This is a genomic window from Dechloromonas sp. ARDL1 (genome assembly GCF_051122455.1).
In the GTDB taxonomy this organism is placed as follows: domain Bacteria; phylum Pseudomonadota; class Gammaproteobacteria; order Burkholderiales; family Rhodocyclaceae; genus Azonexus.
Map to the genome: position 1 here is coordinate 699,067 of NZ_CP168939.1, position 16,224 is coordinate 715,290.

Here is a 16,224-nt window from a genome sequence, read left to right on the forward strand (position 1 = left end):
CAAATTCTTTGGCATCACCCCCCAAATTTGGGTACATTAAGACCCTCATAACAACTACCACCATGGAGTCCACACCATGAGCAACAAAGGGCAACTTCTACAAGACCCCTTCCTCAATGCTCTTCGTCGAGAGCATGTTCCAGTGTCTATTTATCTGGTGAACGGCATCAAACTGCAGGGTCAGGTCGAATCTTTCGATCAATACGTCGTTCTGCTCAAGAACACGGTTACCCAGATGGTCTACAAGCACGCCATTTCGACGGTAGTGCCAGCCCGCCCGGTCAACCTCCAGCAGGAACAGGCGGCCGAATAATCTGCCTCTGTATAGCACCCCGCCACACAGGCGGGGCTGCACTTCTCTCTCCCGGAAACGCCCATGATTGAACGACCAGCCGCCGGCGAACGTGCGGTGATCGTTCAGCTCGACTTCGGCCAGCCCGATCTCGAGGATCAACTGGAAGAGGTTAGGCTGCTCGCCGAATCAGCGGGTGGTGTCGTGGCAGCCGAGGTTCATGGGCGACGCCATGCTCCTGATCCCAAGACCTATGCCGGTAAAGGCAAGGTCGACGAAATCGCTGCCATGCTGATCGCCGGCAACGCTGATTTGGTGATCTTTAATCACGATCTTTCCCCTGCGCAGCAGCGTAATCTTGAACGGACGTTGAAGTGCAGGGTTATCGACCGCACCAGCCTGATTCTCGATATCTTCGCGCTGCGCGCTTCCAGTGCCGAAGGCAAGTTGCAGGTTGAACTGGCTCAACTGGAGCATTTGTCCACTCGTTTGGTCCGTGGCTGGACACACTTGGAGCGGCAGCGCGGCGGCATTGGCATGCGTGGGCCTGGTGAAAAGCAGTTGGAAACCGACCGTCGCCTATTGGGTAATCGCGTCAAGTTGCTGAAGGACAGGCTGGCTAAGTTGACCCGCCAGCGCGGCGTGCAGCGCAAGGCCCGAATGCGTGGTGATGTGCTTAGCGTTTCGCTGGTCGGCTATACCAATGCCGGAAAATCCACGCTCTTCAATGCCTTGACCCATGCCGGAGTCTATGCGGCGGACCAGTTGTTCGCGACGCTGGATACCACCTCGCGCAAGCTCTGGATTGCTGGCGCCGGCAATATCGTGATCTCCGATACTGTAGGCTTTATCCGTGACCTGCCTCACTCACTGGTCGATGCATTTCATGCGACTCTGGAAGCGGCGACCGATGCCGATGTTTTGTTGCACGTGGTCGATAGCGCGAGCCATGCCCGGGATGAGCAGATGAACGAAGTGAACAAGGTGTTGTCCGAAATTGGTGCCGAGCATGTTCGGCAAGTTGTCGTCTGGAACAAGATCGATCTGACCGACGCCTCGCGGGGAGTCGATCGGGACGAGTATGGTAATATCGCGCGCGTTCGTGTCAGTGCGCGCTCCGGTGAAGGACTCGATCTATTGCGCGAGTCGTTGGCCGAATATGCGCGTGCCAAGGCCGATGCCCGGCAAAAGGCTTTGACCGAAGCAGAACGCGAAGCTCACAACGAATACATTAACTGAATCCCGACTATTCATGATTCCGACCCTAGGTATTTTCATGTCGCTCAATGACCCACAATGGGGCAATCGTGGTGGCGATAACGGTGACAAGCCCGGTGGCAACGGCCCGCGCCGTCCCAATGATGGACCTCCCGATCTGGAAGAGCTCTGGCGCGATTTCAATCGCAAACTGAACGGCATGTTTGGCAACAAGCGTGGCGGAGGCGGTGGCAATGGCGGCGGCGACGGTCCGCGCATGCCGCAGATCGATTTCAACCCGCGCTTCCTCGGAGGCGGTATTGGCTTGCTGATTGGCTTGGCGGCGATTGTCTGGCTGGCCTCCGGCTTCTATATCGTCGATGCCTCGCAGCGTGGCCTGGTTCTTCAGTTCGGTAGCTTCAAGGAGGCAACCGAGCCGGGGCTGCGCTGGCGCTTGCCGTATCCGATCCAGTCGCATGAGCTGGTTAACCTGACCGGCGTGCGTACCATCGAAATCGGCTACCGCGGCAGCGAGCGCAACAAGGTGCTCAAGGAAGCGCTGATGCTTACCGATGACGAAAACATCGTGAACATCCAGTTCGCCGTCCAGTATGTGCTCAAGGATCCGGTCGATTACCTGTTCAATAACCGCTCGACGGATGAAGCGGTGATGGGGGCCGCCGAAACCGCCGTGCGTGAGATCGTAGGCAAGAGCAAGATGGATTACGTGCTGTACGAAGGTCGCGAGCAGATCGCCACCCAGGCCGCCAAACTGATGCAGGACATCCTGGATCGCTACCAGAGCGGCATCCTGATTTCCAAGGTGACGATGCAGAATGCCCAGCCACCCGAGCAAGTGCAGGCGGCTTTTGACGATGCCGTCAAGGCCGGCCAGGATCGCGAGCGTCAGAAAAACGAAGGCCAGGCCTACGCCAATGACGTGATTCCCAAGGCCAAGGGTACGGCCGCCCGTTTGTTGCAGGAAGCCGATGGCTACAAGCAGCGCGTCATCTCGACCGCCGAGGGCGATGCATCGCGCTTCAAGCAGGTGGTGGCCGAATATGCCAAGGCGCCGGAAGTGACGCGCCAGCGCATGTATCTCGACACCATGCAGCAGATTTTCGCTAATACCAGCAAGGTGCTGGTCGATGCCAAGGGGCAGGGCAATCTGCTCTACCTGCCGCTAGACAAGCTGATGCAGGCCACCGCAGCGGCAACGGCTGCCCAGGCGGCACCGGAAGCTTCGGTGGCTCCTTCCACCGCTCGCCCATCCGCCCCGTTGTCGTCGGATGCGCCGCCGCAACTGGAGGCCGCGCCCAAGGTCGGAGGCGGTTCGTATTCATCTACTTCGCGCGACGGTTCGTTGCGTTCGCGTGATCGGGAGGGGCGTTGATGAGCTCGCGCATGAATTTTGTGGGCGCGCTGGTCGCGACCGTACTGGTGGTTCTGGCCATGTCGATGTTCACTGTCGACCAGCGTCAGTACGCACTGGTTTTCCAGCTTGGTGAGGTCAAGCGGGCGATTTCCGAGCCGGGCCTCTATTTCAAGGTGCCGATGGTTCAGAACGTGCGCTATTTCGAAAAGCGCATCATCACACTGGACAACGCCGAACCGGAGCGTTTCATCACCTCGGAGAAGAAGAATGTTCTGGTCGATTCCTACATCAAGTGGCGCATTGTCGATCCCAAGCTGTATTACATCTCGGTAGGCGGCGATGAGTCGCGGGCCAAAACCCGCCTGAACCAGACCGTCAATGCCGGTTTGCGCGAGGAGTTCGGCAAGCGTACGGTGCATGATGTTGTCTCCGGAGCGCGTGAGAAGATCATGGACAACATGCGCGAAAAAGCTGATGCCGACGCGCGCAAGATTGGCGTGCAGATCGTTGATGTTCGTCTCAAGCGTGTCGAACTGCCGACCGAGGTCAGCGAAGCGGTCTATCGCCGCATGGAAGCCGAGCGCAAGCGTGTGGCCAACGAGCTGCGCTCCGAAGGTTCCGCCGAGGCCGAGAAGATTCGCGCCGATGCAGACCGCCAGCGCGAAATCATTGTTGCCGAAGCCTATCGCGACGCCCAGAAGATCAAGGGCGAAGGCGATGCCAAGGCAACCGCGACCTATGCCCAGGCCTTTGGTCAGAATCCGGAGTTCTACGCCTTTTATCGCAGCCTAGAGGCCTATCGTGGCAGCTTCAAGAACAGAAGCGACGTGCTGGTCGTTGAGCCGAGTTCAGAGTTCTTCAAGTACATGAAGAGTACCGGACGTGGAAACGATAAGGCCAAATGACCTCGACGCTGCTTCTCGCCTTCGCGCTGATGCTGGTGCTCGAAGGCGCCATGCCCTTCATCGCGCCGGCTGCCTGGCGTGAAACATTTCGCCGCCTTATTCAATTTTCGGATGGGCAGATTCGCTTCGTCGGTCTGACGTCGATGCTGATCGGTCTGATCCTCCTGATGCTTTTCTCATGAACTGGCTGTTACCCGAATACCTAGCCGATGCGCTCCCCGCAGAGGCCGCTCGCATTGAGCGTTTGCGCCGCACGGTGCTTGATCACTTCCGCGGTCGTGGCTTTGAACTGGTCATGCCGCCGGTGCTGGAATATCTCGATTCGCTGCTGACCGGTACCGCTCAGGATCTCAACTTGCGTACCTTCAAGTTGGTCGACCAGCTCTCAGGTCGCACGTTGGGTGTGCGCGCCGATATCACGCCGCAGGCGGCGCGTATCGATGCCCATTTGCTCAACCGTCAAGGGGTCACGCGCTTGTGCTATTGCGGCAGCGTCTTGCACACGTTGCCGGCGACGATTTCCGCCAGCCGTGAGCCGCTGCAGATCGGTGCCGAACTCTACGGCTATGCCGACATCGCCGCCGACCTGGAAGTGGTTCGACTGATGGCGGGGGCTTTCGACAAGGTCAAGTTGCCGCTCAGCCGCATTGATCTGGGGCATGTTGGTATCTTCCGGGCCTTGATCGAGGCGGCCGGTCTGCCGCAGGAGTCAGAGGAAAAGCTGCTCAGTCTGCTGCAGTCCAAGGACGTGCCCGGGCTGGCCGATGCTTGCGCTGATGTCCCATCGCCTTACCGCGAGGCGCTGCAGCGTTTGCCGTATCTCTACGGTGGTGTGGAGGTGATTGACGAAGCTGCACGGGTCTTGCCGGATTTGCCGGCCATTCGCACGGCATTGGAGAGCTTGCGTCATATCGCGGCGCAGGTGCCAGCCTTGCCGCTTTCATTTGATCTATCGGATCTGCGCAGCTATCACTACCACAATGGTGTGATATTTGCAGCTTATTGCACCGGTTATCCGGCAGCGATCGCGTCGGGCGGGCGTTATGACGGCGCTGGTAAGGCGTTTGGAAGAGCTCGTCCGGCTACAGGATTTTCGATGGATTTGCGTGAGGTGGCGCGCTTGGTGCCGGCCGGCATGGTTGCTGGTGCCATATTGGCCCCGCATGTCCTTAAGGATGGGGGGCGTTTGGCGGCGCACATCGCCGCATTGCGCGAGCAGGGCGAGATTGTCGTTGAGCTGCTGCCGGGAGAAACCGCCTGCGAAGGACCGTTCTGTGACCGGAAGTTGGTTCTGGTCGGCGAACACTGGATTATTGAAGCAATACAAGAGGACTAGAAAATGGCCAAGAATGTCATCGTGGTGGGTACCCAGTGGGGCGACGAGGGGAAGGGCAAGATCGTCGACTGGCTGACCGATCACGCCAGCGGGGTCGTGCGTTTCCAGGGCGGCCACAATGCCGGCCATACACTGGTTGTCGGCGAAAATGTCTACAAGCTGAACCTGGTCCCGTCCGGGATCGTGCGTGACGGCGTCGATTGCTACATCGGCAACGGCGTCGTGCTCGACATCCATCACCTGATTTCCGAAATCGCCGAGCTGGAAAAGGGGGGCATCGACGTCCGTTCGCGCCTGAAGATCAGTCCGGGGTGTCCGATCATCCTGCCGTACCACTCGGCCATCGATAAAGCGCGTGAGGGTGCCAAGTGCGCAGACAAGAAGATCGGCACGACCGGCAAGGGCATTGGGCCGACATACGAGGACAAGGTTTCCCGCCGTGGCCTGCGCGTCTATGACCTGTTCCATCCGGAACGTTTTGCCGAGAAGCTGAAGGAAGTACTCGAGTATCACAACTTTGTGCTGACCCAGTATTTCAAAGCCGATCCGGTCGATTTCCAGATGGTTTACGATCAGGCGATGGCCGATGCGGAATACATCAAGCCGTTGGTTGTCGATGTTTCTGCTGCGCTCTATGACGCCAACAAGGCTGGTCAGAACATGCTGTTCGAAGGTGCCCAGGGCACCCTGCTCGACATCGACCACGGCACGTACCCGTTCGTTACCTCCTCCAACTGTGTGGCCGGCCAAGCTGCGGCCGGTGCCGGTATCGGTCCTGGAATGCTGCATTACGTGCTGGGCATCACCAAGGCCTACTGCACGCGTGTTGGCGGCGGTCCATTCCCGAGTGAACTGGATATCGACACCGAAGGTACACCGGGCCACCAGATGTTCAGCGTGGGCAAGGAATTCGGTACGGTAACCGGGCGTAAGCGCCGCTGCGGTTGGTTCGATGCTGCCCTGCTGCGCCGTTCGGCCCGTATCAATGGCTTGACCGGGCTGTGCATCACCAAGCTCGATGTGCTTGATGGCTTGAAGGAAATCAAGATCTGCACAGGCTATCAGTTGGGTGACAAGATCGTCGACCTGCTGCCGATCGGTGCCGACGATGTGGCGCGTTGCGTTCCTATCTACGAAACGATGCCGGGCTGGGAGGGAACCACCTTCCGCGTCAAGCGCTGGGAAGATTTGCCGGTCAACGCCCAGGCTTACCTGAACCGCCTGGAGCAGCTGTGTGAAGTACCGATCGCCATCGTGTCGACCGGCCCGGAGCGCGACGAAACCATTCTCAAGCAGCACCCGTTCAAGTAGGAGAGGGTTGCTTGCATGTAACACAACGGGCCCTGCGGGCCCGTTTTCTTTTCAGCGGGCTGGTACGGCTTGCCAGCCTTCCGGGCAGGCATTGGTGTAGGGGTAGTACTGCCCGGATGAGATGCAGTAATACCAGGCGCCGCTACGAGCCGGCGGAGCGATATAGACCGGGGCTGGTGGGGTGTAAACCGGTGCGGCATAGACCGGTGCCGGCGCAGCGTAGGCGTTGTTGTAGGCCGCCGCGCCGATGGCCATGCCGGCAATGGCGAGTACCGCTGCCGGGCCAACCCAGCCGCCGCCACGATGATGGTGGTGTCCATGCATAGGCGGGCGGAAATCACCGCGGTGGTGTCCCCAGTCAGCCAGGGCTGACGTATTGATAGTCATGGCCAGGGTGGCAGCCAGGCAGAGGGTGACGGTCTTCTTCATGATTCGGCTCGTGATTGTCGTTTGGACAAGCCGAATAACGCATCGCCCCGGCGGGCGATTACCGGTGCTGTGTACCCATTTGTTAGCAATTGTTACCGCTGCTGATGGGATATGGGAAAGTCATGCCCGGAAATGAAAAAAGGCTTCGATCACTCGAAGCCTTTCATCAAAATCGCTGGTGCCCAGGAAGGGACTCGAACCCCCACGGAGTTACCCGCTAGTACCTGAAACTAGTGCGTCTACCAATTCCGCCACCTGGGCACAGGTGCGAAGAGCGCGCATTTTACATGATTTTCGCTGGCTGTAAACATTTTTCGTGCCGATATTGGATTCGGGGTTTTCGCAGGCGCTGTGAGACAATTCGCGCAGTCGTTCGGCGGGAGCCGAAAAGAAAAAAGGCTTCGATCGCTCGAAGCCTTTCATCAAAATCGCTGGTGCCCAGGAAGGGACTCGAACCCCCACGGAGTTACCCGCTAGTACCTGAAACTAGTGCGTCTACCAATTCCGCCACCTGGGCACAGGTGCGAAGAGCGCGCATTCTAGAGGAAATACCGTTAATGTCAAGAAAGAAGCTATCCAAGGTCCGTCGAGCCGATCCATTTTTGGAGCGCGAGCTGGCGCGTTATGAATTCCCGCTGCCGTCGCGTGAGTATGTCTCGCAGATTCTCGCCGATGAAGGGCGACCGCTGAGTTTCATCGAATTGACCGAATTGCTCGATATCGCCGGTAGCGAGCGCGAGATGTTCCAACGTCGCCTGGGGGCCATGGAGCGAGAAGGCCAGTTGATGCGCAACCGCAAGGGCGCCTATATCCTGCCCGAGCGGGCCAGCCTGACGCCGGGCAAGATCCAGGGGCATCCGGACGGTTTCGGCTTCCTGATACCCGATGACGGCAGCGCCGACATCTTTCTCGACCAGCACCAGATGGGCAAGGTGCTGCATGGCGACCGGGCGCTGGTCCGGGTCACCGGCATCGATCGCAAGGGGCGCCCGGAGGGCAGCATCGTCGAAGTGACCGAGCGGGTGAATACGCGGGTGGTCGGCCGGGTTTTCGTCGAACACGGTGTGGTCGTCGTAGTGCCCGAGAACAAGCGCATTTCGCAGGACATCCTGGTGCCGCCGGAGAAGAAAACGAAGGACAAGCCGCAGTCCGGGCAGGTGGTGATGGTCGAGATCATCGAGCAGCCGAGCAAGTATTCGCGACCCATCGGCAAGATCATCGAGGTGCTCGGCAACTACGCCGACCCGGGTATGGAGATCGAGATCGCGCTGCGTAAGCACGACCTGCCGTTCGAGTTTTCGCGGGCGGCGCTGGAAGAAAACAAGAAGCTGCCGGACAAGGTGCGCAAGACCGACCTCAAGGGGCGTGAGGATCTGCGCGAACTGCCGCTGGTCACCATCGACGGCGAGACGGCGCGCGACTTCGACGACGCGGTGTTCTGCGAGAAGAAGGGCCGTGGCTGGCGGCTGGTGGTGGCCATTGCCGACGTGTCGCATTACGTCAAGCCGGGCATGGCGCTCGACAAGGAGGCGCTGGAGCGCGGCAATTCGGTGTATTTCCCGCGCCGTGTCATCCCCATGCTGCCGGAGAAGTTGTCGAACGGCATTTGTTCGCTGAACCCGGATGTCGAGCGGATGGCCATGGTCTGCGACATGGATATCAGCGCCGCAGGCAAGATCGGCAAGTACCGCTTCTACCCGGCGGTTTTCCGCTCGCATGCCCGGCTGACCTATAACCTGGTGTGGTCATGGCTGTCCGGCGAGAAAAAGCCGGAAACGGATGTACATCAGGCCGTGCTACCGCATGTACAAAACCTCTACAAACTGTTCGGTGCTTTGCACAAGGCGCGGGCCGAACGCGGCGCCATCGATTTTGAGACGACCGAGACGATGATGTTGTTCGACGAGCAGAGCAAGATCGAGAACATCGTGCCGGTCGTGCGCAACGACGCCCACCGCATCATCGAGGAATGCATGCTGGCCGCCAACGTCTGTGCCTCGGCCTTCCTGGAAAAGAACAAGCAGACCTGCCTGTATCGCATCCACGAAGGCCCGTCCGAGGACAAGCTGCAGAATCTGCGCGCCTTCCTCGGCGAATTCGGCCTTGCCCTGGGCGGTGGCGATGATCCACGCGCCAAGGATTACGGCATCCTGCTCGAGAAGGTCAAGCAGCGGCCGGATTTCCAGCTCTTGCAGACGGTGATGCTGCGTTCGCTGAAGCTGGCGATGTACAGCCCGGACAATGTTGGCCACTTCGGCCTGGCCTACGAGCATTACACCCATTTCACCTCGCCGATCCGGCGCTATCCCGATCTGCTCGTCCATCGCGCCATCAAGGCCGTGCTGGCCGGTGAGAAGTACGTTCCGGAGCGCGAATGGGACGATATCGGCCTGCAATGCTCGGCGACCGAGCGCCGGGCCGACGAGGCGACGCGCGATGTCGAGAACTGGCTGAAATGCTTCTTCATGAAGGAGCGTATCGGCGAGGAATTCGACGGAACGATCTCGGCGGTGACGGCGTTCGGCATCTTCGTGGCGCTCGACACCATCTACATCGAAGGCCTGGTGCATGTCTCCGAACTGGGTTCTGATTATTTCCAGTTCGACAACATCAAGCACCAGATGCTGGGCGAGCGGACGGGGCAGCGCTTCCGTCTGGGCGACCGGGTACGTGTCAAATTGGTCAGGGCCGACCTGGAGTCAAACCGCATCGATTTTGTGTTGGCTCAGGAGGCGCGAGGGCCGGCCGCGAAGAAGCCTGTGTCCAAGGCTTACGCGCCGAAGGTTACAGCATCGTTACGCAAGGCTGAGGCCAAGCCGGCTGCAAAGGCGAAGCCGGGCAAGGGGGCTGTCAAGGTCGCGCCCAAGGCTGCTCCCAAGGCGGTGCCGAAGACAGGGTCAAAGAAGATGGCAACTCCGAAAGCCAAGTCGACCTCCCGGAAAACTTCTGCCAAGGTGCCCTCGAAGCGACGGTGACGATGATTTCGTCGTCAATGATGGGTGGGGTCGAGCAGGTCCGCTGCCTTGGCGACAATGAGGGGGATTTGCGCTTCATCAATGCCCGGCAGCTGTTCCGCCAGCCACTCAAGTGTGGCGCCGGGGATGATTTGTTTGGCTTCGGCGATATCCGAGGGGAGGGCCGGACTGGTGCTTCCCTCGGACAGGATGTGCCGGGCAGTGTCGACGCACAGCCGTGAAAGGCTGGAGCGCGTGTTGTCGATGCCGCGAATCAACTGGGTTAACAGGGATGGAAGATGCCAGATGGTGGCGCACTTCAGGGTCAGATCCTTGAAGCGGAAACCGCAGGTGTCGAGCTGGGCCTGGATGGAGCGTGACGATTGCCCGGAGCGCAATGCAGCAAGGGCATTTTTGGGAACATCGGGAGCAAACGACCAGAGCAGCAGTTCGCCTGTCTCGGACAGCAGGGCCGCCATTGCGATTTCGTCGGGAGAGATGTCGGCACGTGCTGTTCCCCAGCGCAGGGCGAGCCGACTGGCGATATGGGAGCGCGCTTCACATTCGGCCAGCCCGGATGCCGATTCGTCTGTTTCCGGGCAGTTCAGCAACAGTTTGTGGAAAGTGTCTGTTCCCAACTGCATGACGGCGGCGAGCGGCGTTGTTGTGTCGTGACCAAGGCGTTGGACGCGATGCGCTTCGGCTTCCCGCAACAGTCGCAGGCAGAGGAAAGGGTCGGCCGCGGCAATGTCGGCCAAGTCGCGCGCTGCCAATTTTTCGCCCTGCGCGGCTTCCAGTTCGATTAGGCGCGTTTTTGAGCGCGGCATGCAAGGCAGTTCATGGTTGCTCAAATAGGCAGCCCATTGATCGACACCCCAGCGTTTCTGGTTTTCCGAAAGCACCTGATCTCCCGTTTCATGCCGATGGATCATTATCGGCAGTATCGCTCAAAACCTGAGTGTCGCGTGCAACTGCCCGTAAAGGCTAAAAAACGACAGGTGAGCGGGGCGGGTTGTTCAGCCAATGGTTAAATTGACTTTTTTTACATTGATTCTGCGTAATTACGCATAGAATGTATCGTTTGCATTGGGAGGCGCAGCAATGACGAAGCAAAGAACGGCTCCGGTCCCATCCGTGGAAGGATTGGCCGTCGGCGAGCTTCCGGACATTGTTGCGTACTGGCGGAGCACGGGGGTCTTGCCGCCCCAGCTGGTTACCGGGCACCGCTTGATCGACATGGAGCATCGTTTCCTGATCGATGCCATCGCGAATCTGCAGCGGGTTTGCAAGAGCGTGACGGATTTCGAGAACTGCAGCTCTTGCGGCAGGTTGCAGCAGGAAAGTTGCGAAAACAATCTGGTCGGCCTGTTGGGGGACGTGTTTGCTTTCATTCTCGATCATTTCAAGAATGAAGAGGAAATCATTCGCAATTCCATGCTGCTGGTGATCGATCGGGCGGTTTGCGAGGCGCATATCGAGGATCATGCGGAAATTGCGGCCAAGGTGCAGCAGATCGTTTCAGCGCTCGATTCTTCGCATGTCGTGTCACGCATTCGGGAACTCGAGGCTTTGCTGGGGCGCTGGATCACCAATCACATTGCGCTGCACGACATGTTGTTGTTGCGCTGGATTGCTCGCTACGAACCGCAGCTCCAGTCGATCGACCGTTGATCGTCGACTGCCCGAGGTTTCCGGGCGGGGCGTGCGGCGCGGTAGAATCCGCCATCCCGAATTTTGAAAGCAGCCATGACTTCCCGCCTGATCTACGGTTTTCACGCCGTTATCTCCAAACTTCGCCACGACCCGGGCTCGATCAAGGAAATCATGGTCGATGCGACGCGCCAGGATGCGCGCGCCCGCGATCTCCTCCAGCATGCCGAGCTGCAGGGCATTCGTGTCATTGCGACCGACGGCAAGCGGCTTGACGGCATGGCGCCAGATGGCAAGCACCAGGGCGTGGTGGCGCGCATCGAGGGTGGGCGCAAGGTGGCCCACCTCGACGACGTACTCGATACGCTGGCGGAGCCGGCTTTCCTGCTCGTCCTCGATGGCATTACCGACCCCCGTAATCTCGGCGCCTGCCTGCGTGTGGCCGACGCCGCCGGCGTCCATGCCGTCATCGCGCCCAAGGATCGGGCGGTCGGCCTGACCGATGTGGCGGCCAAGACGGCCTGCGGGGCCGCCGAAACGGTTCCCTACGTGATGGTTACCAACCTGGCGCGCACGCTGCGCGAACTGCAGGAACGTGACATCTGGGTTGTCGGTACGGCCGGCGAGGCGGAGCACGATCTTTACGCGGCCGAATGGCCCAAGGCGACCGCCTGGGTGATGGGCGCCGAGGGCGAGGGCATGCGCCGTCTGACCCGTGAAAATTGCGACCAGTTGGTCAAGATTCCCATGCATGGCAGTGTCGAGAGTCTCAATGTGTCGGTGGCGGCCGGGGTTTGCCTGTTCGAGGCCAGACGCCGCCTCTCCTGAGCGATGACGCACCGCCGGGCCATGGTGTTGATGGTGGTGGTGACGCTCCTCTGGAGCATCGCCGGCGTTGTCACACGCCATCTCGAAGCGGCGCGTGGTTTCGAGGTCACCTTCTGGCGAAGTTTCTCCACGGCCCTTTGCCTGTTGCTCGGTCTGCTTGCCACCAAGGGCGCCGGCCTCTGGAATGCCTTGCGCCAGGGCGATCGCTGGTTGTGGATGTCCGGCATGTGCTGGGCCGTGATGTTTACGGCCTTCATGCTGGCACTGACCCTGACCAGTGTCGCCAATGTGCTGGTGATGATGGCTTTGGGGCCGTTGGTGACGGCCGTGTTCTCCCGTATCTTCCTGGGGTATGTCCTGCCTGGGGCGACGTGGCTGGCGATTTTCGTGGCCGGTTTCGGGGTGGCGTGGATGTTTGCCGGCGAGGCCGGGCCTGGATTCTCGTTGGCCGGCGTTTTGGTGGCGGGCTGCGTGGCGCTGGCCGGTGCCGCTAACTGGACCTTGCTGCAGGGGGCTGGGCAGCGGCAGCGTGTCGACATGATGCCGGCGGTGCTCATCGGGGCGTGCCTGTCGGCGCTGACCAGCTTGCCACTGGCCTGGCCCGTGCAGGCCTCGCTGCACGATGTCGGTTTGCTGGCTTTGCTCGGGGTGGTGCAGCTGGCCTTGCCCTGCCTGCTGGTCGTACGCTTGAGCCGCCAACTGCCGGCCGCCGAGATCGCCCTGCTCGGGCTTCTGGAGGTCGTTTTCGGCGTTACCTGGGCCTGGTTGTGGGGTGGGGAAACGCCCTCGTCGCAGGTCCTGAGCGGTGGCCTGCTGGTTCTTGCGGCGCTGGCCGCGAACGCGCTATTGGGCTTCAGGCGCCGTCAGGCAGTCGTGGTGGCTTAGCGCGCACGCGCACGATCCACATCGGCCCGGTTTATTTCGTCGCTATAGACGCCCTGGTCGCCGGGCTGGCTGCTGGCGAAGCAGGCTACTTCGACGTTGGCCAGCGGCTTTCCCTTGTGCAGCACGTCTACGGCACAACGCCCGAATACGCGCTCTATCGTGTGCAGCAGGCTGCGGGCGTAGGGGGTTTCCAGCTTGCCATCGAGAATCAGGTTGGCGAGAAGAACGCCATCGGGTTTCAGGACCTTGCGGGCGCTGGCCCAGAACTCAAGAGTGATCAGGTGGCTGGGGATCGAGGTGTGCGAACTATAGACATCGACGACGACAGCATCGAAACGGTGTTCGGTGGTGGCTACGAAGCGCCGGGCATCGTCGGCGATGAATTCACCGCGCGCTGTGCCATGCAGGAAGTGCCGTTCGGCGATGTCGCGGATTTTCGGATCGATATCGACATAGGTGTAGTGATTGGACGGTTCACGGTGTGACAGCGTAAAGCCGCCGGCGCCCAGGACCAGGATATCCCGCTCCCGGTAGCCGAGATCGTCGAGCAGGATCTTGCGCAGATGCTGGATATAGCGCGTGTAATGGGGCGGTTCGCTGTCGTCGAGCAGCGAGGCGAGGGATTTGTTGACCATGAAGGCGCGTGCATTCCGCTGTCCTTCGAGTTCAACGTCGGTGACTACGTATTCGGCGTAGGCGGTGTCGGCCGTGGGCGTTTGTCGGGAGTTCAGCGCGGCGGCCGTGACGAGCGTGGCCAGTGACAGGGCCACCATGCCGGGTTGCCGGCCGGAAAGCAGCAGGACGCCGACGATCAGGCCGCTGCTGCAAGCCAGGATCGCCGCCGAAACCCCCAGCCATTGCATGACGATCAGGGATAGCGACAGCGAGCCGAGAAAGGAGCCCAGCGTCGACCAATAGAGGGCCATGCCGCTGGCTTCGCCGCTGCGCTGGGTCTGCATCAGGTTGGTCAGGATGGGCACGGTCTGGCCGAGCAGCCAGGCCAGAGGGCAGAGGACGACACCAACGAAGCAGAGGTAGGCAAACCAGGTCGGTTGCAGGTGGGCGAACATCCCGTCGACGCTGACACCGGCCAAGCCCACGCCGGCCAGCAGGGCCGAGATCAGGAAATTGCGGGCGACGATGCGGCGGTAGTCGGCGGCAACCTTGGCGCCGGCAGCGTAGCCGAGCGCGAGGGCGAGCAGGAAGAAACCGATGGTCGGCGCGGTGACGACGATGGAACTGCCGACATGCGGCACCAGGCGACGCAGCGCGATGACTTCGGCACCGAGCGAGCAAAAGCCCTCGATGAAAACGATGGTGTACAGGAGGGCACGCGACATCAGGCGGTCGCCCGGTATTTCCGCCAGGTGCTCCAGCTGAAGACGAGCAAGCCGGCCCAGATCAGGCCGAAACTGATCAGGCGGGTCGTTTGCAGGGGCTCGTCGAACAGGTAGATGGCCGTCAGGAACTGCATGGTCGGATTGATGTACATCAGCATGCCGACGGTGGCCAGGTCGAGACGCTGCGTGGCGGCGGCGAAGGCCATCAGGGGCAGGGCAGTGAGCATCCCGGCGCCGACCAGCCAGCCGGCGGTGGACGCGGAATCGACGGCAAAGACGAGATGGCCGGCTTGCGCCATCCAGAGTGCGTAGAGGCCGCACACCGGCAGCATGCACAGGGTTTCCAGCCACAGGCCGGATAGCGCATCGACCGGCACCTGCTTGCGGACCAGCCCGTAGGTGCCGAAGGTGCCGGCGAGGAAGAGGGATACCCAGGGCAGGCTGCCCAGCGTCGCCACCTCGTTGCCAAGAGCGATGACCGCCAGTGCGACCGAGAGCCATTCGAGGCGATTGAGCCTTTCCTTGAGTACCAGCAGGCCAAGGAGGATATTGACCAGCGGCGTCAGAAAGTAGCCGAGGCTGGAGGCGACAACCTGCTGGTTGGCCACGGCCCACAGGAAAACCAGCCAGTTGCTGCCAACCAGAAGAGCGGCCAGCGCCAACATGCCCAGCTGCCGCGGCGTTTTGAGGATGGCGGCCACATTGGCCCAGCGGCCGCGCAGCGTCAGTAGCAGGCCGACGAAGACGCAGGCCCAGACGGCGCGATGCGACAGGACATCCATCGGTGGAACGTGCGACAACTGCCTGAAATAGAGCGGAAAAAATCCCCAGATGCCATAGGCCAGCAAGCCGTAGCCGATGCCGGCGGCTGAGAAGGCGGTGCGCACGGGTTCAGTCCGGGGTGCTGAGCACGGCCAGCGTTGCCGATTGGTAGTCGCGCCGGTAGAGCACGACGAGTACCGCCAGCGCGAGCGCGGCGAGCACGAGCGGGCTGAGCAGCCAGCCGGAGGCGGCTAGGCCGAAATAATAGGCGCGGATGCCCCGGTTGAAGTCGTCGCCCGCCAGATTGTTGGCGCCGGCCAGGCGCCGTGCATAAGCATCGATGCCGGCTTCGCCTGCTTTGCCCAGCGGCGCGGCGCCGACGAGAATGGAGAGCAGGTTGAATTGGCGCAATGACCAGGTGAACTTGAAATAGGCGAAGACGAAGCTGGCGAGCAGCAGCATCAGCTTGACCTCGAGCAACTCGCGGTTGCCGGCGCCGCCGAAAGGCAGGTCGGCGGTGACGCTGAGGAGCTTGTCCGCCGCGCCCAAGGCCGCGACCAGGCCGGCGATGATGTAGATGGTGGTGTTGGCGTAAAACGAGACCGAATTGACAAGGTTACCGATCAGCGTGGAATCCATCACCCGTATATCGCGTTCCAGCATGCGGTAGGCCCACAGCAGGCGGTACTGCTGGCTGCTGCCGATCAGCCCGCGGGCGCCACGGCGGCTATGTTCGGAAAACCAGGCGTAACCGGCCCAGCAGGCAAAGAAGACGATTAACGCCAGCCAGTCGACCGCGGCAAGATGGGGCAATGCATGCATTCCGGCATATTGCCACATCGGCCGGGCTTGCGATATTGGGGAAACTCGCGCTATTCCGGCTGGTCACAGTGCTATTGTGGCCTTCGTGTCCCGCCACCAAGAAGACGGGAACACCCGACAAGAGATCGATCTAGGCGC

At 60.7% G+C, this 16,224-nt stretch carries 16 protein-coding genes and 2 tRNA genes; 11 read left to right on the forward strand and 7 right to left on the reverse strand.

The window, feature by feature from the left end; genetic code table 11:
- The first annotated feature begins 76 nt into the window (after window positions 1–76).
- The 7 genes from hfq to AB6Q56_RS03415 all read left to right on the forward strand — a co-directional run bounded on the left by hfq (window position 77) and on the right by AB6Q56_RS03415 (window position 6,416).
- Window positions 77–313 (forward strand): RNA chaperone Hfq, encoded by a 237-nt coding sequence (hfq, locus tag AB6Q56_RS03385; protein WP_011288708.1) that lies wholly within the window; start codon window positions 77–79, stop codon window positions 311–313.
- Between the two features lie 63 nt (window positions 314–376).
- Entirely contained in the window at window positions 377–1,531 is a 1,155-nt protein-coding gene (gene hflX / locus AB6Q56_RS03390) for a GTPase HflX (RefSeq protein ID WP_434515781.1), read from the forward strand.
- 37 nt (window positions 1,532–1,568) lie between these two features.
- Window positions 1,569–2,882 (forward strand): FtsH protease activity modulator HflK, encoded by a 1,314-nt coding sequence (gene hflK, locus AB6Q56_RS03395; RefSeq protein WP_434515782.1) that lies wholly within the window; start codon window positions 1,569–1,571, stop codon window positions 2,880–2,882.
- Entirely contained in the window at window positions 2,882–3,769 is an 888-nt protein-coding gene (hflC, locus tag AB6Q56_RS03400) for a protease modulator HflC (RefSeq protein ID WP_434515783.1), read from the forward strand. Before hflK ends, hflC begins: the two co-directional genes overlap by 1 nt.
- The gene (locus AB6Q56_RS03405; protein ID WP_150427733.1) at window positions 3,766–3,951 is read left to right on the forward strand and encodes a DUF2065 domain-containing protein; all 186 of its coding nucleotides are present in this window, start codon (window positions 3,766–3,768) and stop codon (window positions 3,949–3,951) included. The genes hflC and AB6Q56_RS03405 overlap by 4 nt, the downstream gene beginning before the upstream one ends.
- Window positions 3,948–5,105: an ATP phosphoribosyltransferase regulatory subunit gene (locus AB6Q56_RS03410; RefSeq protein WP_434515784.1), complete on the forward strand. Its 1,158-nt coding sequence runs from the start codon at window positions 3,948–3,950 to the stop codon at window positions 5,103–5,105. The genes AB6Q56_RS03405 and AB6Q56_RS03410 overlap by 4 nt, the downstream gene beginning before the upstream one ends.
- Window positions 5,106–5,108: 3 nt before the next feature.
- Window positions 5,109–6,416, forward strand: coding sequence for an adenylosuccinate synthase (locus tag AB6Q56_RS03415; RefSeq protein ID WP_434515785.1), 1,308 nt, complete (start codon window positions 5,109–5,111; stop codon window positions 6,414–6,416).
- 51 nt (window positions 6,417–6,467) lie between these two features.
- Here AB6Q56_RS03415 and AB6Q56_RS03420 read toward each other — a convergent pair whose 3' ends face one another.
- From AB6Q56_RS03420 to AB6Q56_RS03430, 3 genes are all read right to left on the reverse strand, one after another.
- Window positions 6,468–6,845 carry a hypothetical protein gene (locus AB6Q56_RS03420; protein ID WP_434515786.1) on the reverse strand — a complete coding sequence of 126 codons (378 nt, stop codon included), beginning with the start codon at window positions 6,843–6,845 and terminating at the stop codon, window positions 6,468–6,470.
- A 176-nt stretch (window positions 6,846–7,021) separates the two neighbouring features.
- A tRNA-Leu gene (locus tag AB6Q56_RS03425) sits at window positions 7,022–7,106 on the reverse strand.
- A gap of 171 nt (window positions 7,107–7,277) precedes the next feature.
- A tRNA-Leu gene (locus tag AB6Q56_RS03430) sits at window positions 7,278–7,362 on the reverse strand.
- A gap of 40 nt (window positions 7,363–7,402) precedes the next feature.
- On the opposite strand from AB6Q56_RS03430, the gene rnr reads away from it, so the two are divergent.
- Window positions 7,403–9,820 (forward strand): ribonuclease R, encoded by a 2,418-nt coding sequence (gene rnr, locus AB6Q56_RS03435; RefSeq protein ID WP_434515787.1) that lies wholly within the window; start codon window positions 7,403–7,405, stop codon window positions 9,818–9,820.
- 14 nt (window positions 9,821–9,834) lie between these two features.
- On the opposite strand, the gene AB6Q56_RS03440 is transcribed toward rnr, so the two are convergent.
- Window positions 9,835–10,701 (reverse strand): HDOD domain-containing protein, encoded by an 867-nt coding sequence (locus AB6Q56_RS03440; protein WP_434515788.1) that lies wholly within the window; start codon window positions 10,699–10,701, stop codon window positions 9,835–9,837.
- A 199-nt stretch (window positions 10,702–10,900) separates the two neighbouring features.
- Here AB6Q56_RS03440 and AB6Q56_RS03445 point away from each other — a divergent pair, with 199 nt between their 5' ends.
- The 3 genes from AB6Q56_RS03445 (at window position 10,901) to AB6Q56_RS03455 (ending at window position 13,162) form a co-directional block, all read left to right on the forward strand.
- A complete protein-coding gene (locus AB6Q56_RS03445; protein ID WP_434515789.1) occupies window positions 10,901–11,470 on the forward strand; it encodes a bacteriohemerythrin in 570 nt (189 codons plus the stop codon).
- 75 nt (window positions 11,471–11,545) lie between these two features.
- Complete coding sequence (gene rlmB, locus AB6Q56_RS03450) at window positions 11,546–12,277, forward strand: 23S rRNA (guanosine(2251)-2'-O)-methyltransferase RlmB (RefSeq protein ID WP_434515790.1); 732 nt, start codon at window positions 11,546–11,548, stop codon at window positions 12,275–12,277.
- A gap of 3 nt (window positions 12,278–12,280) precedes the next feature.
- Complete coding sequence (locus AB6Q56_RS03455) at window positions 12,281–13,162, forward strand: DMT family transporter (RefSeq protein WP_434515791.1); 882 nt, start codon at window positions 12,281–12,283, stop codon at window positions 13,160–13,162.
- On the opposite strand, the gene AB6Q56_RS03460 is transcribed toward AB6Q56_RS03455, so the two are convergent.
- The 3 genes from AB6Q56_RS03460 to AB6Q56_RS03470 are packed head-to-tail and all read right to left on the reverse strand — an operon-like array spanning window position 13,159 to window position 16,086.
- A complete protein-coding gene (locus AB6Q56_RS03460; protein WP_434515792.1) occupies window positions 13,159–14,502 on the reverse strand; it encodes a spermidine synthase in 1,344 nt (447 codons plus the stop codon). The two genes, AB6Q56_RS03455 and AB6Q56_RS03460, sit on opposite strands and share 4 nt — an antisense overlap.
- Window positions 14,502–15,389 (reverse strand): EamA family transporter RarD, encoded by an 888-nt coding sequence (gene rarD / locus AB6Q56_RS03465; protein ID WP_434515793.1) that lies wholly within the window; start codon window positions 15,387–15,389, stop codon window positions 14,502–14,504. Before rarD ends, AB6Q56_RS03460 begins: the two co-directional genes overlap by 1 nt.
- A 4-nt stretch (window positions 15,390–15,393) precedes the next feature.
- Window positions 15,394–16,086 carry a DUF599 domain-containing protein gene (locus AB6Q56_RS03470; RefSeq protein ID WP_434515794.1) on the reverse strand — a complete coding sequence of 231 codons (693 nt, stop codon included), beginning with the start codon at window positions 16,084–16,086 and terminating at the stop codon, window positions 15,394–15,396.
- Window positions 16,087–16,224 lie beyond the last annotated feature (138 nt).